The sequence below is a fragment of the Mycoplasma feriruminatoris genome, from assembly GCF_000327395.2.
In the GTDB taxonomy this organism is placed as follows: Bacteria; Bacillota_I; Bacilli_A; order Mycoplasmatales; family Mycoplasmataceae; genus Mycoplasma; species Mycoplasma feriruminatoris.
On sequence record NZ_CP091032.1, the window covers coordinates 681,989 to 704,246 of the forward strand.

Genomic DNA, 22,258 nt, shown 5'->3' on the forward strand with positions numbered 1-22,258 from the left:
ATGCAAAAAGAATATATTAAAGAATTGATGCTTAACAGAAAAAGTGCACGTGATTTTGATCCAATTAAATCAATTAGCGATCAAGATTTAGAAATAATTTTAACTTCTATGAGAATGGCTCCTAGTGCTTTTAATTTGATGAATTTAAGATTATTAATAATTGATAGAAATTGTAGTTTTAAACCTGAATTAGCTAGTTTGTTTTATAACCAATTAAACTTTATTAATGCTGATAAAGTTATTTTGTTTGTTTCTGATAAAACTAATAAAATTTTAAATTATACAATTGATAAAACTGTAAATAAAATGTTTAATGAAACTCAAGTTGAAATTGCAAATAAATTTAAAAATAATTTAGTAAATGCAACTAATAGATTAGCTCAAACAAATGAATTAGATCATTGAAGTAAAACAACAGCTCATATAGCAGCTGGAATTGGTACTGTTGCTTGTGCTAGTTTAAATATTGATAGTTGTATAATTGGTGGATTTAATGCTAAAGTTTTAGAAAACTTCTTTATTGAAAAAAACTATTTATCAGAAGATGAACAAATTGTTTTAACAATGAGTTTAGGATATATGAATAAATCATTAAAACCTAAACCAAAAATTAGAATAGATGAAGAAGAATACATTACTTTTATAAAATAGAAAAAAATGAGGATATCCTCATTTTTTATTTATATAGTTAATTATTTATTAGGTTTAATTTATTTAGGATTTTTTAATTCGTTTGTAAGTTGTCGAATTGCTGTTTTTAGATTATTTAATTCTTTAACCATAAGTTTTTGGTCTTTAATTTGACTAATTTTGTCATATTCTTTTTTAAAGTCTTTAAGTTTATCAATAACAGATTTTTGTTGATTATTAACATCTTCAAGTTTTTTGTCTTGAGATTGATCTTTTTTAATTTGTTTGTTATCTTTTTGTTTAATCAAATCATCTTTAGTAGATTTATTTTTAAGTAATGATTGATCATTATTTTTATCATTAAGTAATTTGTCAACTTTTGTAGCAGTATCTAATATATTATTTGAACCAGCAGCATTAAGTGTATTTAATGATTTTTGATCATTTATAGCATTTTGTACATCTGATTTTAAAACTCTTCCATTTTTTCTTAAACCTGTAATTGTAGATAAGTCAACATTATTATCTTTAGCAAAACTTCAGTTTGTCTATAAGATTTTGGTGGAGTTTTAAGATTACTAATTTTAACAATATCATTTGAATAATCTAATGAACTAGTAGATGAATTTGGTGGGTTGTTTAAACCAGAAATTGTACTATTTCCACTCAGATAAGCTGAATTATTTGAATTTAGGTTATTTGATTTATCAACTTTATCTGAAATTGTTGTTGGAATTTGATCAGATGAAGTTGAAGTTAGGTTGTTTGAATCTGAAGCACCTGAACCAGATTTTTTTAAAGCTGATTTACCTAAAAGTCCAAATTTAGCAGCACCAGCAGTAGCAGCAATTGTTCCAACTTTAGCAATAGCTTTAACTAAAGGAGCAGCACCAGCAATATTAATTGATTCTCCAGTTAAATCACCTAAAAGATTTGCTCCTTTTGAAATAAAGAAAGAAGCAGCAACAAGACCAGTTAAGTTTAAAAGAGATTTCATTCTTGAAAAAGCTACTTGTTCAAAAGCTTCAGTAATTTTTTTACTAGAACTAATAGAAGCAGTAAGTGAATCAACTATTCTAGTTGAAAATAAATCTAAAAATAAGAATGAAACGTTTCATACAAACATTAAACCTAGAACAGAAAATGATTTACCAATCATTTTTTCTCTAATGTATTTTTTTAAGCGTTTTTGATTATCAAAAACTCCAACAACTGCATAAATTGGTGCACTTACAAATAATGTAAATAATTCCATTGATTTCATTAAAATTACAACTGCAATTTGAATATAAGTTCAACCAACAAAAACTGTTGCAATAATTGGAATTATTGGGTTGATGTTATCTATAAGATCAATTCATTTTAAAGGATCACTTGAACCAAGTGCTGTTGCTATTGTGTTTGGATCAACATCATTGTTTAATGAACCCGTATTTAATATAATAGAAACAATAGTTTTAGCTGATGTTTTATTACCAAAGCCAAGCGCTACTTTTATTAAATCAAAACCTAAAACAATTAAATATTGTAGAATGAAGAAACCCAATGGCATTACAGTAATAAAAACAGTTGCAAAAAGTATACCTTTAAGAGATTGTTTAATTTGTTTTCTAAAATCTGATCTAAGAAGTACTATTATTAGAAAAACAAAAAAAAGATATTGCACCAATTGTACCTACTACATATAAAATTGTTCAAAAAGCTTGTGGTATTTTTTTGATATCAAAATTATCACCACCAAAAATAAGAATTCTAACTAAATCTCTTCTTAAAAAATCAACCATTGTAGCTAAACCTGCAGGAATTGATATTAAACCAAATAATAATAATCAAAATGGTAAAGCGTGGAGATTTTTCAAGAGATCAAAAAAATCAATTATTTTACCTAATGCTTCTTTAATTGCTTTAAAAATACCCATTTTTTCTATCTTTTCTATTTTTAAAAGTGTTATTTAACACTTTGTTTTTAAAAGGATTTAGATGAAAATGAAAAAAGTAACCTAAGTGGTTGCTTGTGTAAAACAAAAAATATTATCTAAAATAACGTTTTTTATATGGTTTCAATTTTGTTAAAAGATTTGAAAAAATTGATTAAGTCTGATGTTAAATTAATTTTAACATAAATAGTCTATATTTTAAATTTCTTTCTGTTTGAAGTCAAAATATATTTTTTTAACTATTAGTTTTTTTGAATTGTGGTCTGTGTTCAGGTTTTCAGTTGGAATTAACATAACCCAAATCTTGATATCATTTTTTGACTTTTAAAGTGTTTCAATTTGAAAGATCTTGGTTAAAGGAATAGGCACCTGAAAACATTAAACTCATATCTTCTACATTTGATACATTTCATTTACTTATATCTTGATTAAAATTATATGCTTCTCTAAACATATTACTCATATGAGTTACATTTGAAGTATCTCAAGTTGAAATATCTTGGTTAAAATTACTTGCATTGGTAAATAAAGATGACAGAACTGTTTCACTTTTAGGTATTTTCTTTGGAACACGTTTAATTGTTTTTGGTAATTTTAAACCAAAACCATGATTTCAAGATATTAATTCTTCTACAGTTATTCCTTTTTCTTTTCACTCATTGTGATTAAAATCATCTATTTGATGAAAATCTTTTTTAATTTCGTTCTCTAGTGATCTTCTTTCATTTCCATCTTTATTAATTATAATAAAGTCACCAGTATCTTTTGTAGTAATAACATGTCTTTCAATGTATACATATAATTTAAGTTCTAGTTCATCTTTATTATTTCAATCTACAAAATCAGTTTTTAAATTATTTTTTTTGATTTTCATTTTTGTTTCATATCAGGTTTTATCAGAATTTACAAATTTATAATAAGTTGTGGTTTCTAATATTCTTCCTGAAAAATCTTTGTCATAACTATCTACACTAATTGTACTTTTTATCTCAGATTCACTAAAATCATAAGTATAAGAATCTTTATTAAAAATAGATTCATCAAGAGTATCATAATTGTTTTTCTTTAATAAGTAAAAGAAATCTTCTTTAACTTGATCTGGATATTTATTTGCTTTAAAATTTTCTAATTCAAAGTTTTCAATTCATAGTTTTTTTCTAGAAATGATTTTATCAATATCTAAAATACCTAGAGAAACGTTATTTAAAGTAGTTGATAAACTAGTTGTTTTGTTATTAAGACTTTCAGCTTTTAAGTTAATGTTAATAGTTGTATTTCTAATATGTTCTGGTAAATTGTCTTTATTAGTTATTTCAGAAGAAAGATTGTTTAAAGAATTATTATTGTTTTTTAAATAAGTAGAAATATCAGATTTAAGTTTTTCTAAGTTTTTATATTTTTTATTTGAAAGAGTTGAAGTTAAAGAAGTTGAAACTTCTTTTAATTGTTTATTTAAAGTAGTTGTGTTGGGATCAACAATAGGTTTTAATTCATCAATAGGTTTTGTTGGTGGAGTTATAGTTGGTTTATTTTCATCAACACTAGGTTTTGTTTCACCTGGTTTTTTATTATTATTTATTTTATTTTGTTTTTGTTTATGAATAACAATAGGTGGAATGATTATAGCAGTTAGTAAAACTGGAGCACACACTAAAGGTATTCAAATAGTTTTTTTAAGTTTCATAAAATCCTTTCTATTAATATATATTTAGTTAATTTCTTTATAAATATTTTATTTTATTTACATAATAGCTATTTTTAAAATACTAAATAAATTCAAATTTATATTTAACTTTTATTTAAAAATTTTTAATTAAAACTATTAAACTAGTTATCAAATAATTTGAAAACAAAAATTAAAGCATATATAATCTATATGTATTAAAAATATAATATGAAGCTAAAAAGCAAGGTTTTTAATACCTTGCTTTATTTTTTCTAAACTAAGGAGTGTTATGAAAGATTTTGAATCAATAAAATTTCAAATTAATGAATTAGTTAACAAAGAATTAGAAGTTTTGAATTTAAAAGTTTATGAAATTAATAATCTCAAAGAATTTGAAAATGATATGATTCAAATACTTGTTGAAGATGCTTTACAAGCCAATAAACCATTAGATTTTGATATTTTAATAAAAGCAAATGATTTAGTTTCAAATAAAATTGATCAATTGATTAAAACTAAAGATAAATATTTATTAGAAATCTCAAGTAGTGGAATTGAAAAACAAATTAGAAATAAAGAAGAATTAATAAAAGCTTTAGATCAGTGAGTTTATGTACAACTAAATAATGAAATTAAAAAAATTAAAGAATTTGAAGGATATGTAACTAAATATAATAATGATACAGATACATTTAGTTTTTCATTTTTTATAAAAGGTCAAAAAAAGAAATTAGATCTTAAATGAGATAACATTCAATTCATAAGATATGCAATTAGATTTTAAGGAGATATATGCTAAACGGAGTAGAACTATTAGAATCAATTAAATTAATTGAAAAAGAAAAAGGAATTAGTAAAGAAAGTATTATTAATGGTCTTAAAGAAGGTTTACAAAAAGCTTATGAGAGATTTTATGATACTGATGCAATTATTAAAATTGATATTGATGAAAAAACAGGTCAAATTACTATGCATCAAGAATTAAAAGTAGTTGAAGAACTTGATGATGATTGATTAGAAATTACATTACAAAAAGCAAGATTACAAAACCCAGAAGCTCAAATTGGTGATATTATTTATAAACCTATTGAATTTAGTGAAGAATTTTCAAGAATGGTTGTAAATCAAGTAAGACAAATTTTTCAACAAAAAATTAGAGAAGCTGAAAGAGCAAGAATTTATGAACAATTTGTAAGTCTAGAAGGTGAAGTTGTTCAAGCTAAAGTAGTTGGAATGAATAGAGAAAATAATTATGTTTTAGATATTAATGGAACAACTGCTTATTTATGAAAATCAAAAACTATTAATAATGAAGTTTTTCAAATTAATGAAATTATTGATGTTTATATTGAAGTTGTTGATAAAGAAAGTAAGTTATCTCAAATTTCTATTTCAAGAACAGCTCCGATGTTTTTAACAAAACTAATTGAAAGAGAAGTTCCTGAAGTAAGAATGGGAATTGTTGAAGTTAAAGCTGTTAGTCGTGAACCTGGAAAACGTTCAAAAGTTGCTGTAATTACACATAATGAAAATATTGAACCAATTGGAGCAATTATTGGAGTTGGTGGAAATAGAATCAATCGAATTAGTGATATTTTAAAAGGTGAAAAAATCGATATTATTAAGTGAGATGAAGATCAAAATACTTATTTAATTAATGCAATGACTCCTGTTAAAGTAATTTCTATTAATAAAATTGGTGATGAATATGATATAGTAGTTCCAGATACTCAATTATCATTAGCAATTGGAAAACAAGGAATTGCTGCTAAACTGATTGCAGGTTTATTAAAAACTAAAATCAACATTTTTTCATACTCAACTGCTTTAAAAGAAAATATGGATATTTTATGAAATGGTGATACAACTAAACAAGAAGTTGAAACTAATACATATACTCCAAAAACAAAAGTAACTAAAAAAGAAGTTAAAGTTGAACCAGTTGTTAAAAATGTTAAAAAAGTTGCAAAAAACACAACTAAAAAAGAAGAAAATCAAATTGATGTTGATGCTTTAATTGCTTTTCAAGCTGAAGTTGAACAAGAACAAGAACTAAAAATGCAAGAAGAGTTATTAAAACAAGAACAAGCTTATAAAGACTATGAACAAAGTTTTGATCAAACTGTTGTTAGAGATGATTTTGATTTAAATGATCAAAAATTAGAAACTATAAAACCAGTTGAAATTCAATCAATAAAACCAGTTGAAGTAGTTGAAATTAAAGAAGAGCAACCAAAAAAAGTAGTTGAAGTTGTTAAAGAAGAAATTAAAGAAACTAATATTGAACCAGTTGTTAAAGTTGAAAAAGAAATAAAAACTGAACCAGTTCAACAACTTGTTAAAACAAACACTAATAAATCAAATGCTAAATTTGAACAAAGTAGATCTAGTTATAAAAAACAAAAACAAAAAGAAGAAGAAATAGATTTTGGATTTGATTTAGCAAATGAACCAGATATTGATGAAATTGATGCAAATCTAAAAGCATTTAATGATGCAATCTTAAAACAAGAAGATGATGAAGATCTAGATATTGATTTAGATGATTATGACAAATACTATGATTAATAAAAATAAGAATCTAAGAAAAGATATTGCTTCAAATGAAATGTTTGAAAAGCATCAATTAATTAGAATAGTTAAAAATAAAAATGATGAGATTTTTATTGATACTACATATAAAGCTAATGGTAGAGGTGTTTATTTAAAACCAGACTTAAATAGTTTAAAATTAGCAAGACAAAAAAATTTAATTGCAAAAAGTTTAAAATCTAAAGTAGATGTATCTATTTATGATAAATTAGAAGAATTTATTAATGCAAAAAGATAAATTAGTAAAAGCTATTGGAATGGCATATGCTTCTAATAACCTAATAACTGGGTTTAGATTACTTGAAGAAATTAAATTAAATAAAGTTAAATTTGTACTTTTAAGCTCAGATATGGGATTAGCTCAACAAAAAAAATATATCAATAAATGTCTTTCAAGAAATATCGAATGTGTTTTTAATGTTTTAACAAAACAAGAATTAGCAAAAGCATGTGGAAAAGATATTTTAGTAGCTATTGGATTAAAAGATGATAACTTTATCAAATTAATCAAATCTAATTTATAGATAGAAGGGGTTTTATAATATGAAAAAACAAGTAAAAAATATTAAAAAACAAAAAGCTCAAAACCAAACTAAAAATATTAAAAAGCAATTAAAAGAAGAAGTTAATACAGGGTTAATTGATGGGATTTTTGTTTATACAGAACCACTATCAGTAATAGAATTTGCTACTAAAATTAATAAACCATTAACTGCTATTTTAAAATACTTCTTTAATCAAGGTCAATTATTAAATCAAAATACACTTTTAAGTGAAGAACAAATGGGTGAATTGTGTTTAGAATTTGGTTTTGACTTTAAAAAAGAAACATCAGTAACAAAAGAAAACATTTTACAAACTTTATTAGAAACTGTTGATGATGAAAAACAATTAAAAGAAAGACCTCCGATTGTTACAATTATGGGTCATGTTGATCACGGAAAAACTACTTTATTAGATTCAATTAAAAACTCAAATGTTGTAGCTAGTGAAGCTGGTGGAATTACTCAAGCAATTGGTGCTTATCAAATAATAACTAAACAAAATAAAAAAATTACTTTTATTGATACTCCTGGTCATGAAGCCTTTACTGAAATGAGAAGTAGAGGGGCTAATGTTACTGATATTGTTGTTTTAATTGTTGCTGCTGATGATGGAGTAATGCCTCAAACTGAAGAAGCAATCGATCATGCTAAATTAGCAAATGTTCCAATAATTGTGTTTATTAATAAAATCGATAAACCAGGAGCAGATCCAAATAGAGTAAAAACTGAATTAATGAAATATGGTTTAGTTGCTGAAGAATTTGGTGGAGATATACCATTTATTGAAGGATCAGCTATTAAAAAAATCAATTTAGATAAATTACAAGATACTATTATTTTAATTTCTGAACTTGAAAACTTAAAAGCAAACCCTGATAAATTTGCTTCAGGAGTAGTTTTAGAAGCTCACTTAGATAAAGCAAAAGGACCAGTTGCTTCAGTATTAGTTCAACAAGGTACTTTAGAAATTAAAGATATTATGATTGCTGGAACTACTTTTGGTTCAATTAAACATATAGAAGATGAGTTTAAACATAAAGTTTTAAAAGCTGAACCAAGTAAACCAGTTGTTGTTTATGGATTAAATCAAGTTCCTAAAGCTGGAGATAAATTTGTTGTTATTAATGATGAAAAAATGGCTCGTGAAATAGCTGAAGCTCAACTTAAAAAACAACAAGAAGATGAAAGAAGAACAAAACAAGCCTTTAGTTTAGATGCAATAAAAAGACATATTGATGAAGGTGAATTAAAAAGTATTACTTTAATTATTAAAGCTGATACTCAAGGAAGTGTTGAAGCTTTAAAAAATTCTTTATCAAAAATTAATATTTCTGGTGTAAAGATTAATATTATTAGAGCTAGTGTTGGAGCTATTTCACTTTCAGATATTTCATTAGCATCAACTGTTAGAGATGGTTTAGTAATTGTTTATGGATTTAATGTAAGACCTGATGCTATTGTTAGAAAAAAAGCTGAAGAAGATAATATAGAAATTAGATTACATAACATTATTTATAAAGTAATTGAAGAATTAGAAGATGCAGCTAAAGGAATTTTAGATCCAGAAGTTAAAGAAGTAGTTTTAGGTCAAGCACAAGTAAGAGCTTTATTTAGACATTCAGCAATTGGAACTATTGGTGGATTTTATGTAATTGATGGAGTTATTCCAAGAAATGCTAAAATTAGAGTGATCAGAAATGGTGTTGTAATTTATGATGGTGAAATTAACTCACTACAACATCAAAAACAAGATGTTAAAGAAGTTAAAGCTGGTTTTGAAGGTGGATTAACTATTAAAAACTTTAACGATATTAAAGAAGACGATATATTTGAAGCTTATAAAATAGAACAAATTAAATAATCAAAAAGACAGATTATTCATCTGTCTTTTTTTTGTACAACTGTTCTTTGAACTTTAAAAGTTCTTCGTATTCTTGTTGTTTTTTTAGTTTATATTCTTGTTTTTTAATTTGTTTTAATTGTTTTTTATTAGGAACTAATTGATTGTTTAAATAAGCATTTAAAATAGCTTGGTTTTGTTCATCTTTTTGATATTCTTTATTTTTATAAACTATACTTATAAAAGTTCCAAATAACACTCCCAAAACCATACTAATAATTACTAAAACAAACCTTAAAATAGTTTTAATAAATAAAGTAGTGTTTCAATGATAAAACACATTTCCAGTTAGAATAATTAAAATTCCAACAAATACTAATCCAAAAGAATAAGTAAAACTATCACTTTTTATAATTTTACATAAAACTAATAATAAATTAATTACAAAAATCACTAATAAATAAGCTAAACAAATTAAAAACAAATATAAATAAGCTAGTTTATTTAATTTATTAAAATGATTAAAAGAATAATTTTGTAAATCTGGACTTATAAAAAATAGTATTACTAAAAATAGTGTGATTGTAGTAAATAATTGTAATAAAAGATTTATTCAAAAAGGAGTTCTAGTATTATTAAATTTAATATTATCTAGTAATTTTTCTTTATTTTGATTTTCCATAATTTTTAATTTTAACACTTTAAGTATATCAAAATCATAATAACAAAAAATGAATATAAAAAAACAACACTTAAGTGTTGTTAGAGTTATTTTTCTATATGGAGCAGGTGAAGGGAATCGAACCCTCACAATCAGCTTGGAAGGCTGAAGTTCTGCCATTAAACTACACCTGCATTACTAATACTTTTATATATTATTACATAAAAGTATCAATGTCAATATTTTAGTATAATTATTTTCTAATTCCTAATTTTTCAATAATTTCTTTATATCTGTTAACATCTTTTTTAACTAGATAATCTAAAAAGTGTCTTCTTTGAGCAACTTTTTTTAATAAAGTTCTTCTTGTAGGAATATCTTTTTTATGCATTTTTAAATGTTCAGTTAGATTTGAAATTTCAGCAGTTAAAATAGCAATTTGAACTTCTGCTAATCCAGTGTTTTTTTCATCTCCACCAAATTCTTTAATTAATGCTAATTTTTGTTCTTTAGAAACCATGTTTTCTCCTTGTGTAGTGTTTAAATGTCTATCAAAGGCATATTTGAGAAAGAATAATGTCTCTGGTAAACTACTAACTTTTAAATATTATCATAAATCAATTAATTTGTCTTGATAATAAAATGTTTTTTAAAAAAAGATAAAACTTGCAAAAATACAAAATAATTTTGAGATTTTTATAAAATACATTTGGAAAGTTTAAATATAAAAATGAAAAAAGCTGCTATTTTTTTAATACCAACTTTATCATTATTATTAGTAGGCTGTAATCCAAATAGAACAACAACAAATAAAAATAAATCAAATATAACAGCTAATGATCATATTAATGATAAAAATAACTCAAACACTACTAATAAATCAGATACTAATTCAAATATAACTAATGTTATTTATCCAAAAATTACAAAAGATAAAAATCAAGCTGAAAATAATATTAATAAATCAGATACTAGTAAAAAACCTTTAGATAATAATAAAAAACCTGGATTTTCTAATCTATTAAATGACGATATTAATAACAATCATAATGAACCTAAAATAACAACCGAGCAAAACAATAAGTTTCAAGTTTCAAACACTTCTTATAACCTATCTAGTCTTATAAATTCAAAGTCACTTTCAAATAATAATATTAATTTAACTAATTATCAAGATATAAATTACATAGATTTAGATCAGTTTTTTGATTTACTTAAAGATATATTAGATATTAATGAAAAACCTTTAGATATAACTTATAACAATAACTCATACAAACTAACTAAACAACTAATAAAACAAGCTAATAAAAACATAATAACTATTAAATTAATTAATAATTATGAATCAAATAATAATTCTAAAGCTAATGATTTTAAATTAGAAGAATTTATTTCATTTGATTATTTTAATCAAAAAGTAACTATTTCTAGTGTTAATTTTTATAATTTAATAAACCCTTATTTTGATGAAGATAAATTACAATATCATATTTCTAAAAAACTAGAATCAAAACCTTTAGTTATTGATTTAAATAAATATAATATTTTTATTTTTAATAAAAACGATAATTTTTATTTACCTTTAATTGTTTTAAATCAAATCTTTTTAGCTGAAAGTGAAAGACAACTTTACTTTAATCAAAAAGAAGTATTTTTATTTGAATCTTATGATGTTTATGATTATCACAGTAATAACACTAAAACAAAACTAAAATCTAATAAACAATACACTGAAATACCAAAGAATCTAAAAGAGTTTCAATATAACTATTTATGATTTTTATTAGATAATTTTTATCCTATAAAACTAGAAAAAAATAAGTCTTATAAAACTTATTTAGATAAGTATAAAACTAATTTATTAAAAGATAATTTAGAGCATTTTAAAACAACTAATTTAATAATAAGAGATCTAAATGATATACATACTAAAGTTTTATTACAACCACCTATTTATGATCTAAAAACTAGTGATAGTGATCTATTAGTAGATGATTCAAATAGAACTGACAGAGTTGCTAAGTTTAGAGAATATGAAAGAGAATTAATTAGATTAAACGGTAATCTAACTGAACGAGATGTCAGATATACAAATGATAAAAAAACAGCAATTATTAAAATTGATATTTTTACAAGAGATACAATAAGTGGTGTTAAAAAACAACTTGAAGAAATTAAAAGTAAAAAAGAAGTTAAAAATGTTGTTTTTGATTTAACTTTAAATCGTGGTGGAAGTGTTCCAGCAACTTATATAATACTAGGATTTTTAACAGATCAAATTTTTAAATATCATAAATTATACCCAAATACTAACGATAAAGAAATACTTGATATTAAATCTAAAATAGGTAAATATAACTTTAAATACTATATATTAAATTCACCAATTAATTATTCAGCAGGTAACACTTTTGCTTCAATTAGTAAAACTAATAAACTAGCAAAAATTATTGGATATCAATCTGCTGGAGGAGCTAGTGAAGTTAGAGTAAGTATTTTACCAAATGGTATGATAATTAGAAAAAGTTCTTTATATACTTTAACTGATGATAAGTGAAATTCTTATGAATTTGGAGCTAAGCCTGATATAGAATTTGATAAAACTAAAGGCTATGATTTTAAAAAATTATTTGATTTAAACTACATTCAAACTATTATAAACAATGATCAAAAAACACAATAGGAGCTAATATGAAATTGTTTTTACCAACTTTATTTTTATTATCAAATTCAATAACTCCTAGTTTAGCAAATAGTGTAAATGTAGTCAATAGTCAAAGAACAAATCTTAGTACAAAAGAATATAAATTAAACATTTTAGCCAAAGGTTTAGAAAGTAAGAAAGACAAAATATCTTTACACACTCATAAAGATGTTGGTTATGTTTCTATAAAGGAATTTTTAGATAGTATAGCTCCAATTATTAAGCGTGATAATGTAAAACACGAATATAAAAATGACAAAGCAACTATAATTTTAAACTCTACTTCTTTTTCTAACTTAAAAGTTGATTTTGATTACAAAACTCAAGATATTATAGTTTCAGATAATAATATCTTTATGGAACTTTTAAAAGACAAAGAACGTGGTGAAGAAAAACTAAATCTTGAGTTTAAAGGAGTAGTAAACGAAAATCCGATTAAGCAATTTAAATTCCATTTAAAAGATTATGGTATTGAAATGCTAAAAGATCAAAAAGATATTTACTTACCTATAGTTTTACTAAATCAAATCTTTTTAAGTGATTCAAATATTCAAGTGTATTTCAACCAAGATGAAGTTAATATTTTTAGATTTGCTGATTCATTGAAAGATTTTATAAGCATAGCAAATCTTAAAATGTCTAAAGCAGGTATGCAAAATGAAATACCAAAGAATTTAAAAGAATTTCAATATAAATATTTTTCATTTTTATTTGATCATTATTATGGTATTAAATTAAATAATAAATCATACAAAGAGTTTTTTAAAAAATATGAATCTAAGATTTTAGGTGTAAATGATAATCATTATTTAGCAACAAGACAAATAATAAACGATCTTGATGATCCACATTCAGCTTATGTTTTAGATGGATATTATAAGAAAATGAAAGATATTGAAAAAGTTCCTCTTATGAAGGATCCAAATAAACTTAGACACGAAAATTGAGATCACACTCTTCATTTACTAGCTAAACTTGATCCAAATAAAATTGAATATCAAAATAAGTTTATTTCAGGTGATACTTCTGTAATTTCATTTAAAGAATTTGAAGAAAATAGTGCTAAATACATTAAAAAGAGCTTAGAAGAAGCTCAAAGTAGAGGCATTAAAAACATCATTTTTAATGTAACTCAAAATGGTGGTGGGTTTATTGGTGCTGCTTATGAGATTATGGGATTTTTAACTGATAAACCTTTTAAAGTTTATAATTATAATCCACTTTCAAAAGAACAAAAAGTTGAAACTATAAAATCTAAATATAATAAGTTTAATTTTAATTATTATATTTTAACTTCACCTTATTCATTTTCAGCAGGAAATATTTTTCCTCAAATAGCAAAAGATAATAAAGTTGCTAAATTAATTGGTTATAAAACTTTTGGTGGAGCTAGTTCAATTGGATATTTTATTTTACCAACTGGAGATATTATTCAATTAAGTACTAACAACGTATTTACAAGTTCTAAGTTTAGAAGTCTAGAATTTGGTGTAAAACCAGATGTAATGTTAGAAGGTAGTGTAGAAACTAATGCAAAAGATTTATATGATAACAATAAACTTTTAGATCTAATTAAAAAAGCAGATAAGATCCCATTTGGAAACGATCCAGATTCAACTATTATTCCAAGTCCGACTTTACCAATAAAACCTGATGATAAGCCAAATTATTCAATTAAACCACAACCTATTTTATCTAAACTTATAAAAAATAAAAATCTAAAAATTTCAAAAAATGATCCAACAACTTTATTAATAAAACTTTTTGAAGATAATCCTGATATTAATTTTGATCAAGAACTAAGAATTAGTTTAAAAGATCCAAATAAAGCTATTATTTATTTAGAAAATAATCCTGAAGATAAAATCACTATAAACTTTTCAGTAGTTAAAGAAATGAATAATAAGTTAAATAAAACCAATCAAACTAGATTAATTCTTATTTTAGTTTCTTCATCATTATTAGCTATTATTGTTTTAGTTTCAGCAATCATTATTATTAAAAAATATAAAAATAAAAAATAGTACATACTTAATAATAGTGTGTACTATTTTAATTTCAAATCTATTCCTAATAATTCTTGAGCTTGATCTACTAGATTTTCTTCTAGTAGTTTTTTTATTTTTGTTGAAGAAATATCATTATCTCTTTTAAAAATAATTACATTTTCTTTACTAAAAGTTTTGATTAAATCATCTATTTTTCCTTGAGATAAATAACCAAAACTAAAATCTTGTCCTTCAACTATTTTAACTACATTTAATTTATTAACTAAAACATCAATAAATTGGTCTTTTGTTGTTTTAATTAAATTATCATCAACTTTAACATCAATAAAATAATCTAAATCAATTAGTTTGTTGTTAATAAAATCAAGTTTTTGTGTTTTAGTAGCTAAGGTGTTAAAAGTTTTGTTGTCTTTAATTTTTTTATCAAAAGACATTACTATACTAGTTAGATTTTCTTGTTTTGCTATTGTTATTACTGTGTTTATAATTTTTTGATGAAAAATATGAAAACCATCAAAATTACCTATAGTAATAATTGCTTTTTTAGTATTTAGTTTTTTTAGTTTATTAAAGGAGTCATTAATATATATCATTATTTAATCCTCCTCTTTTAATTTTAAAGATATTATTATCATATTTTTGATAAACTGCTAGAACATTATTTTTATCATCACTAATAAATACTAAATCATCACAAATATTATCTAAAACAATCTTTTTACCTTGTAATACATCTAAACTATTTTGATACTTAACTACTTTAAAATCATTAGTTTTAATAGCATCATTAATTGAAATTAAATTCTCTCAACTAACATTTTCAACATTAATTGCATCATCTAATTTAAAATTACCAGATAAAGTTCTATTTAGTTCAACTACATATCCAATCGTATTTAAATCTTTACAAATATCAACAGCTAAACTTCTTATATAAGTTCCTTTACTACACTTAACATCTAAACAAATCTCATAATTATTTTGATCATAATCTATTAAACTAGTTTTATAAATAGTTATTTTTCTACTTTTAATTTCTACATTCATATTAGTTAAAGCATATTCATATAATTTTTTACCATCAACTTTAATTGATGAATAAATTGGTGGAATTTGATCATAAGTATAGTTATTATATTTATTAATTACTTTTTTAACTTCATCTAAACTAATATTAAAAGGAGTTTGAGTTTGTATAATATTTCCTTCAGCATCATAACTATCAGTTAATGTAAATAGTTTGATTTTAACTTGATAAGCTTTATTTGCATTTAATAAATAATCACTTATTTTAGTAGCATTATTAACTAAACAAATTACAACTCCTGTTGCTAGTAAATCTAAAGTACCACAATGTCCAACTTTTTTAATATTTAATTTCTTTTTAACTTGATTAATTAATTTATAAGTTGAAATATTACTAGGTTTGTTTAAAATAAAAATCCCTGATTTTTGCATAATCTATTTCTATTTAAAAATCCAAGTATAAACTTGGAAATTTAATATTATTTATTTTTTTCTTCTTTTAAAATTTTATCAATTTGATTAGCTCTATCTAAACTAGTATCATAAACAAATGTTAATTCTGGAACTGTTCTTCAATCTAGTTTGCTTGCTAAAATCATTCTAATTTCTTTTAATTTATTTTCTAATTCTTCTTCAATAGTTTGAATTGTTAAATCTTCAGGAATTGGAATGAATTGATAAAAGATTTTAACATGACTATTATCAGCAGATAATCTTGTTTCTACAACTGAAACTGATTTTAAAACTTCACTTTTAATTTCACGTTGTAAAATTAAGTTCAATTCTCTTAAAAGTAGTGATTCTTTTTTCTTTTGAGTTTTTATATTTGCCATAAAATCCTCCTTTTGTTATTTAAATTATAACATTTTGTAAAATTATAACTTTTATAAAATATAACCTAGTTTTATTTTATATAAGAATTTATCTATAATAATAAATTGGCGCTATTTGTATAATATTAAAAAATAAAAAACTTGTTTAGTTTATAATTTAATTAATGTGAAAGGGTATAGTTATGTTACAAAAACCTAGAGGAACTCAAGACTTTTTTTTAGATGAAACTAGATTATGAAACAAAGTTGAAACTAAATTAAAAGAGATTTTAGACAAATTTAATTATGATGAAATTAGAACTCCAATGTTTGAAGCAAAAGAACTTTTTATAAGAAGTATTGGTTCAACTAGTGATATAGTTTCAAAAGAAATGTATGAATTTGTTGATAAAAAAAATCGTAGTCTAGTTTTAAAACCAGAAGGAACAGCTGGTGTTGTTAGAGCTGTTGTTGAGAACAAATTATATGCTGAAGAATATCTTCCTTTAAAAGTCTATTATATTAGTCCAATGTTTAGATATGAAAGACCACAAAAAGGAAGATATCGTCAATTTCATCAACTAGGAATCGAGGTTTTTGGGAGTGATTCAATTCAACAAGACTATGAAGTTTTAAATATTGCAACGCAAATTATTAATGAATTTAAACTAAACAAAAACATTAAAATTTATACTAATTTTTTAATTACTGGATCAAATAGAGAAGAATATATTTTAGAGTTAAAAAAATATTTATCAGATTATAAATTATGTAGTGATTGTAATATTAGATTAGAAAAAAATCCTTTAAGAGTTTTAGATTGTAAAATTGATGAAAAACAATTTAAAAACGTACCTAGTATGTCAGATTTTTTATCAGAAGAACAAAAAACTAGATATGAACAAACATTAGATTTATTTAAACAAATGAATATTACAACTATTCATGATGATAAATTAGTTAGAGGATTAGATTATTACACTGGTTTTATTTTTGAAATTAAATATTTAAATAATAATAGTGAACAAACAGTTATTGCTGGTGGTAGATATAACAATTTAGTTAATGAAATTGGAAATGTTAATTTAACAGCTTGTGGTTTTGGAATGGGATTAGAAAGATTTATAGACATTATAAAAGATCAAAATTCTACTTTAGTTAATCAAAAACAAAATATTGATCTTTATACAATTTGTATCGATGATAAAGCCATTAAATTAAATCAACAAATTTTAGAATTAACTAGATCAATTGGTTTAAAAGCTGATAGTAATTATTATCATTTATCACTAAAATCTGCTTTAAAAAAAGCTGATAAATTAAATCCAAAATATTTAATTATACTTGGAGCAAATGAAGCTTTATCTAATGAATTTATTATCAAAAATCAAGTTGATAAAACACAGATTAAAACAACATTAGCTAAATTTATTACTGATTTAAAATAAGGAGGATATATGAAAAGAACACATACTTGTGGTGAATTAACAATTAATAATGTTAATCAAGAAGTTATTCTACAAGGTTGAGTAAAAAAAATTAGAAAACTAGGAGCTATGGTTTTTATTGATCTAAAAGATCGTTATGGAGTTACTCAATTAGTTGTTGATCAAAATCATATTGATTTAATTAATAATGTTAAAAGTGAATATGTTATTGAAGTTAAAGGAATAGTTGTTAAAAGAAAATCAGTTAATAATGAACTAGTTACTGGTGAAATTGAAGTTATAATTAATGACCTTTTAATAATCAATAAATCTGAACTAACTCCTTTTGTTTTAGAAAATGATGTTAATGTTAATGAAGATACTAGATTAACTTATAGATATTTAGATCTAAGAAGACCAGTAATGCAAAACAATCTAATTACAAGAGCAAAAATTAATCATATAATTAGAAACTTTTTAACTAATTTAAACTTTTTAGAAGTTGAAACTCCTTATTTTGCAAAATCAACTCCAGAAGGTGCGCGTGACTTTTTAGTACCATCAAGACTAAATAAAAACAAGTTTTATGCTTTACCTCAATCACCACAATTATTTAAACAATTATTAATGATTTCTGGAATTGATAGATATTATCAAATTGTTAGATGTTTTAGAGATGAAGATTTAAGAATTGATCGTCAACCTGAATTTACTCAACTTGATTTAGAAATGAGTTTTGCTACAAGTGAAGATGTAATGCAAGTTAGTGAAGCTTTAATAAAAGAAGTTTTAAAGCAAGTAAAAAATTTTGAAATTAAAGAACCTTTATTAAGATTAAGCTATAAAGATGCAATTGATTTATATGGTAGTGATAAACCTGATCTAAGATATGATTTAAAAATTCATACTTTAAATGATATTTTTAGAGATACTAATATTAAGTTTTTAAATAATTCAAACGAATTTATTAGAGCTATTTGTATAGATGAACTATTATCAAAAAAACAATTAGAAGAACTAAATCAAGTAGCAAAACAATTTCACTTTAATTCAATTGCTTTTATTAAATTTGAAAACAACAATTGATCTGGTAGTTTAGCAAGCCAATTAACTGAAATTGAAAAAGAACAATTAATTAAGGAATTTAATATTAAAAATAAAGCAACAATTGTTTTAAATATTGGAAAATATGATTTAATTTCTCAATTAATGGGAGCAATTAGAATTAGTTTAGCTAAAATGTTTAATTTAGAAACTAAAAATGATTTTAAAGTATTATGAGTTGTTGATTTTCCATTATTTGAATTTAGTGAACAAGAAAATAGATATGTAGCTGCTCACCATCCATTTACAAGTCCAAAAGAAGAATGCTTAGCTGATTTTGATACTAATAAAAAAGATGCTTTAGCTTGTGCTTATGACTTAGTAATGAATGGATTTGAGATTGGCGGAGGAAGTCAACGTATTACTAATCCAGAAATTCAACAAAGAATGTTTGATGCAGTTGAATTAACAGAACAACAAGTTCAAACTAACTTTGGTTGATTTATGAATGCTTATAAATATGGTGCTCCTTATCATTCAGGAATTGCTTGAGGATTAGATAGAATTAGTATGATTTTAACTGATTCAAATTCAATTAGAGATGTAATTGCCTTTCCTAAAAACTCACTAGGAATTGATATGATGAGTAATGCTCCTGATTTAGTAAGTGATAAACAATTAGATGAATTAAATATTAAAACTATAAAAGAACAAAAGTAGGGTTAAAACCCTACTTTTTTTCCTCTCATATATTCATCAAAATGTAAATCTCAATCAATTTGTTGCATTCTTTTTGCAACATACAATTTGTTTTTAAAATCAAAAATTCCAACGTTTAATAATTGATCAAATTCTAATATTTCAACAACTAAAATTGCATAATAAATAAAAGTTTGTGATTGAATGATAAATTTAATAAACTCATTAGCTTTATCTAATTGATTTTCTATATATCAAAATCCATCATCATCAATTTCATCAATACAATCACTTAAAGTTTCATCAATATCATAAACATATTCAACAAACATTTTATTAGTATCAGATAAAATAGCTTCACTAATTAGTTCAATTAAATCACTTTTCATATATTCTAATTTGTCTGATGGATCAATTTTAATAAGATCATCTAAAATTATTTGCAAATATGATCTTAATAAAAGTACAAAAGTTTCTCTAATGTTTAAATCAACACCATACTCATCACAAAAGTTCGGATTATGTTTGTCTAAAACATCATAAAATAAAGAGAAATTATCAAAAAAAGATAGTAATTTTTGAAGTCTAATTACAATAATTTCATAAAAATCGCTTTGAATAATTTTTTTTAAATCTGCAACTACAAAATCTTTAGTAGTTTTTGATTCAATTCTATTAATTCATTTTCTAAAAGATTTTAGATCAGGTTTATTAATTCATTGTTGAATTGCTTTTTTAGAAAACTCAGATATTTTTTCTCCTGATTGTTGAGAAATTAAATAAAGTTCTTCAACAAATATTTTTAAAAAATTATCTTCATATTTAAACATTTTGATATCCTCTAATTACTATAATTTTAATCATCTATTTTTAAAATAGCAACAAAGGCTTCTTGTGGAACTTCTACAGTTCCAATTTCTTTCATTTTTTTCTTACCTTCTTTTTGTTTTTCTAATAATTTCTTTCTTCTAGATTTATCAGCAGCGTGTAATTTTCAAGTAACATCTTTTCTATAAGCTTTTATAGTTTCTCTTGAAATTACTTTATTTCCAATTGTAGCTTGAACTGGAACTTCAAAGTTTTGTCTTGGTATTAGTTCTTTTAGTTTTAAAGTTAAAGCACTTCCTCTTTGATAAGCAAATTTTTGATTTACTATCATTGAAAACGCATCAACCATTTCACCATTTAATTTAATATCCATTCTTACTAATTTTGATTCTCTATAACCAATTAATTCATATTCAAATGAAGCATAACCTTTAGAAATAGATTTTAATTTATTAAAAAAGTCAAAAATAATTTCAGCTAATGGCATTTGATAAACTAGAATTCGTCTATTATTATCAATTACTTCCATATTTTTATAAATTCCAAGTTTGTTTTGGCATAAATTCATCAAATCACCTATATATTCACTTGGAGTAGCTATTTTAATTTCTACAAAAGGTTCTTCAATTTTTGCTATTTTTTGAGCTTCAGGTAATAAGGCTGGATTATCTAATTCTATAACTTGTTTATTTGTTAAATGTACTTTATAAACTACACTTGGAGCTGTTGCAATTAATTCAAGATTATATTCTCTTTCTAATCTTTCTTGAATTACTTCCATATGTAATAATCCTAAAAAACCACATCTAAAACCAAATCCTAAAGCTTGACTAGTTTCAGGTTCATAAACTAAAGAAGAATCAGATAATTCAATTTTTTCTAAAGCTTCTTTAAAATCTTGATATTTGTTTGTATCAATTGGATAAATTCCACAATATACCATTGGTTTTAATTTTTTATAACCTTCTAAAGGTTTACTAGCTGGATTTATAACACTTGTAATAGTATCTCCAACATTAACATCTTTAATAGTTTTAATTGAAGCTGCAACTCAACCTACTTCTCCTGCTTCTAAAAAGTCTTTTTTAACAATTTTTGGAGTTTTTATTCCTAAAGATGTGACTTCATATTCAGCATTAGTTGCCATTAATTTAATTTTGTCTCCAACTTTTAGCATTCCTTGTTTTAGTCTAACTGACATTACAACACCTAAATACTTATCATAATAAGAATCAAAAATTAAAGCTTTTAAAGGAGCATCATCAATCGCATCACTTGGTGATGGAATTTTATCAACAATTACTTGTAAAACATCTTCAACATTTAATCCAGTTTTTGCTGAAATCAAAGGAGCATTACTACAATCAAGTCCAATAATTTCTTCTATTTGTTGTTTAACATGTTCAACATCAGCACTAGGTAAATCAATTTTATTAATTACTGGAATTACTTCTAAATTACTATCAATTGCTAAATAAACATTAGCTAGAGTTTGAGCTTCAACACCTTGAGAAGCATCAACAACTAAAATAGCACCTTCACATGCAGCTAAACTTCTTGAAACTTCATAAGTAAAATCAACATGACCTGGAGTATCAATTAAATTAAAAATATAATCTTGATTATCTTTTGAATGATATTTTAATTGAACTGAGTTTAATTTGATTGTAATTCCTCTTTCTCTTTCAATATCCATTGAATCTAATAACTGATCTTGCATTTCTCTTTTTTCAACAGTATTTGTAAGTTCTAAAATACGATCAGCTAAAGTAGATTTACCGTGATCAATATGAGCAATAATACTAAAGTTTCTAATTTTAGATTTATCCATATAA

At 23.5% G+C, this 22,258-nt stretch carries 21 protein-coding genes and 1 tRNA gene; 10 read left to right on the top strand and 12 right to left on the bottom strand.

Features of this window, described 5'->3' with window-relative positions; all coding sequences use genetic code 4:
• On the top strand, positions 1–651 hold the full coding sequence (locus D500_RS02970; protein WP_008364496.1) for an NAD(P)H-dependent oxidoreductase: 651 nt from the start codon (positions 1–3) through the stop codon (positions 649–651).
• A gap of 59 nt (positions 652–710) precedes the next feature.
• On the opposite strand, the gene D500_RS04535 is transcribed toward D500_RS02970, so the two are convergent.
• The 4 genes from D500_RS04535 to D500_RS02990 form a co-directional block, all read right to left on the bottom strand.
• Complete coding sequence (locus D500_RS04535) at positions 711–1,142, bottom strand: hypothetical protein (RefSeq protein ID WP_081587458.1); 432 nt, start codon at positions 1,140–1,142, stop codon at positions 711–713.
• On the bottom strand, positions 1,121–2,296 hold the full coding sequence (locus D500_RS02980) for an Mbov_0396 family ICE element transmembrane protein (protein ID WP_008364493.1): 1,176 nt from the start codon (positions 2,294–2,296) through the stop codon (positions 1,121–1,123). The genes D500_RS04535 and D500_RS02980 overlap by 22 nt, the downstream gene beginning before the upstream one ends.
• The gene (locus tag D500_RS02985) at positions 2,253–2,549 is read right to left on the bottom strand and encodes a hypothetical protein (RefSeq protein ID WP_008364492.1); all 297 of its coding nucleotides are present in this window, start codon (positions 2,547–2,549) and stop codon (positions 2,253–2,255) included. Before D500_RS02985 ends, D500_RS02980 begins: the two co-directional genes overlap by 44 nt.
• A 253-nt stretch (positions 2,550–2,802) precedes the next feature.
• Complete coding sequence (locus tag D500_RS02990) at positions 2,803–4,251, bottom strand: BspA family leucine-rich repeat surface protein (RefSeq protein WP_008364490.1); 1,449 nt, start codon at positions 4,249–4,251, stop codon at positions 2,803–2,805.
• 271 nt (positions 4,252–4,522) lie between these two features.
• Here D500_RS02990 and rimP point away from each other — a divergent pair, with 271 nt between their 5' ends.
• The 5 genes from rimP to infB are packed head-to-tail and all read left to right on the top strand — an operon-like array spanning position 4,523 to position 9,231.
• The gene (rimP, locus tag D500_RS02995) at positions 4,523–5,017 is read left to right on the top strand and encodes a ribosome maturation factor RimP (protein WP_008364489.1); all 495 of its coding nucleotides are present in this window, start codon (positions 4,523–4,525) and stop codon (positions 5,015–5,017) included.
• Between the two features lie 8 nt (positions 5,018–5,025).
• The gene (gene nusA / locus D500_RS03000; RefSeq protein ID WP_008364488.1) at positions 5,026–6,801 is read left to right on the top strand and encodes a transcription termination factor NusA; all 1,776 of its coding nucleotides are present in this window, start codon (positions 5,026–5,028) and stop codon (positions 6,799–6,801) included.
• A complete protein-coding gene (rnpM, locus tag D500_RS03005; RefSeq protein ID WP_154645070.1) occupies positions 6,776–7,063 on the top strand; it encodes an RNase P modulator RnpM in 288 nt (95 codons plus the stop codon). Before nusA ends, rnpM begins: the two co-directional genes overlap by 26 nt.
• Positions 7,050–7,349, top strand: coding sequence for a L7Ae/L30e/S12e/Gadd45 family ribosomal protein (locus D500_RS03010; protein ID WP_008364486.1), 300 nt, complete (start codon positions 7,050–7,052; stop codon positions 7,347–7,349). The genes rnpM and D500_RS03010 overlap by 14 nt, the downstream gene beginning before the upstream one ends.
• A 19-nt stretch (positions 7,350–7,368) precedes the next feature.
• Positions 7,369–9,231 carry a translation initiation factor IF-2 gene (infB, locus tag D500_RS03015; protein ID WP_008364484.1) on the top strand — a complete coding sequence of 621 codons (1,863 nt, stop codon included), beginning with the start codon at positions 7,369–7,371 and terminating at the stop codon, positions 9,229–9,231.
• Positions 9,232–9,244: 13 nt separating this feature from the next.
• Here infB and D500_RS03020 read toward each other — a convergent pair whose 3' ends face one another.
• The 3 genes from D500_RS03020 to rpsO all read right to left on the bottom strand — a co-directional run bounded on the left by D500_RS03020 (position 9,245) and on the right by rpsO (position 10,391).
• Complete coding sequence (locus D500_RS03020; protein WP_008364483.1) at positions 9,245–9,892, bottom strand: DxFTY motif-containing membrane protein; 648 nt, start codon at positions 9,890–9,892, stop codon at positions 9,245–9,247.
• Between the two features lie 99 nt (positions 9,893–9,991).
• Positions 9,992–10,065 (bottom strand) — tRNA-Gly (locus D500_RS03025).
• A 59-nt stretch (positions 10,066–10,124) separates the two neighbouring features.
• The gene (gene rpsO / locus D500_RS03030; RefSeq protein WP_008364482.1) at positions 10,125–10,391 is read right to left on the bottom strand and encodes a 30S ribosomal protein S15; all 267 of its coding nucleotides are present in this window, start codon (positions 10,389–10,391) and stop codon (positions 10,125–10,127) included.
• A gap of 210 nt (positions 10,392–10,601) precedes the next feature.
• Here rpsO and D500_RS03035 point away from each other — a divergent pair, with 210 nt between their 5' ends.
• Both D500_RS03035 and D500_RS03040 read left to right on the top strand, forming a co-directional pair.
• Positions 10,602–12,557: a S41 family peptidase gene (locus D500_RS03035; protein ID WP_008364481.1), complete on the top strand. Its 1,956-nt coding sequence runs from the start codon at positions 10,602–10,604 to the stop codon at positions 12,555–12,557.
• An 8-nt stretch (positions 12,558–12,565) separates the two neighbouring features.
• Entirely contained in the window at positions 12,566–14,602 is a 2,037-nt protein-coding gene (locus D500_RS03040; RefSeq protein WP_008364479.1) for a S41 family peptidase, read from the top strand.
• A 23-nt stretch (positions 14,603–14,625) separates the two neighbouring features.
• Here D500_RS03040 and D500_RS03045 read toward each other — a convergent pair whose 3' ends face one another.
• From D500_RS03045 to rbfA, 3 genes are read right to left on the bottom strand one after another with little or no spacing between them, the layout of a single operon-like run.
• Positions 14,626–15,180: a nucleotidyl transferase family protein gene (locus D500_RS03045; RefSeq protein ID WP_008364478.1), complete on the bottom strand. Its 555-nt coding sequence runs from the start codon at positions 15,178–15,180 to the stop codon at positions 14,626–14,628.
• The gene (gene truB / locus D500_RS03050; RefSeq protein ID WP_008364477.1) at positions 15,167–16,045 is read right to left on the bottom strand and encodes a tRNA pseudouridine(55) synthase TruB; all 879 of its coding nucleotides are present in this window, start codon (positions 16,043–16,045) and stop codon (positions 15,167–15,169) included. Before truB ends, D500_RS03045 begins: the two co-directional genes overlap by 14 nt.
• Before the next feature lie 47 nt (positions 16,046–16,092).
• Positions 16,093–16,446 carry a 30S ribosome-binding factor RbfA gene (gene rbfA / locus D500_RS03055; protein ID WP_008364476.1) on the bottom strand — a complete coding sequence of 118 codons (354 nt, stop codon included), beginning with the start codon at positions 16,444–16,446 and terminating at the stop codon, positions 16,093–16,095.
• Positions 16,447–16,628: 182 nt separating this feature from the next.
• On the opposite strand from rbfA, the gene hisS reads away from it, so the two are divergent.
• Both hisS and aspS read left to right on the top strand, forming a co-directional pair.
• Entirely contained in the window at positions 16,629–17,873 is a 1,245-nt protein-coding gene (gene hisS / locus D500_RS03060; RefSeq protein WP_008364475.1) for a histidine--tRNA ligase, read from the top strand.
• A 9-nt stretch (positions 17,874–17,882) separates the two neighbouring features.
• Positions 17,883–19,616 carry an aspartate--tRNA ligase gene (gene aspS / locus D500_RS03065; RefSeq protein WP_008364474.1) on the top strand — a complete coding sequence of 578 codons (1,734 nt, stop codon included), beginning with the start codon at positions 17,883–17,885 and terminating at the stop codon, positions 19,614–19,616.
• A gap of 2 nt (positions 19,617–19,618) precedes the next feature.
• On the opposite strand, the gene D500_RS03070 is transcribed toward aspS, so the two are convergent.
• Together D500_RS03070 and lepA are read right to left on the bottom strand one after the other, a co-directional pair.
• Positions 19,619–20,425 (bottom strand): hypothetical protein, encoded by an 807-nt coding sequence (locus D500_RS03070; RefSeq protein WP_008364473.1) that lies wholly within the window; start codon positions 20,423–20,425, stop codon positions 19,619–19,621.
• 26 nt (positions 20,426–20,451) lie between these two features.
• Positions 20,452–22,254 carry a translation elongation factor 4 gene (gene lepA / locus D500_RS03075; RefSeq protein ID WP_008364471.1) on the bottom strand — a complete coding sequence of 601 codons (1,803 nt, stop codon included), beginning with the start codon at positions 22,252–22,254 and terminating at the stop codon, positions 20,452–20,454.
• Positions 22,255–22,258 lie beyond the last annotated feature (4 nt).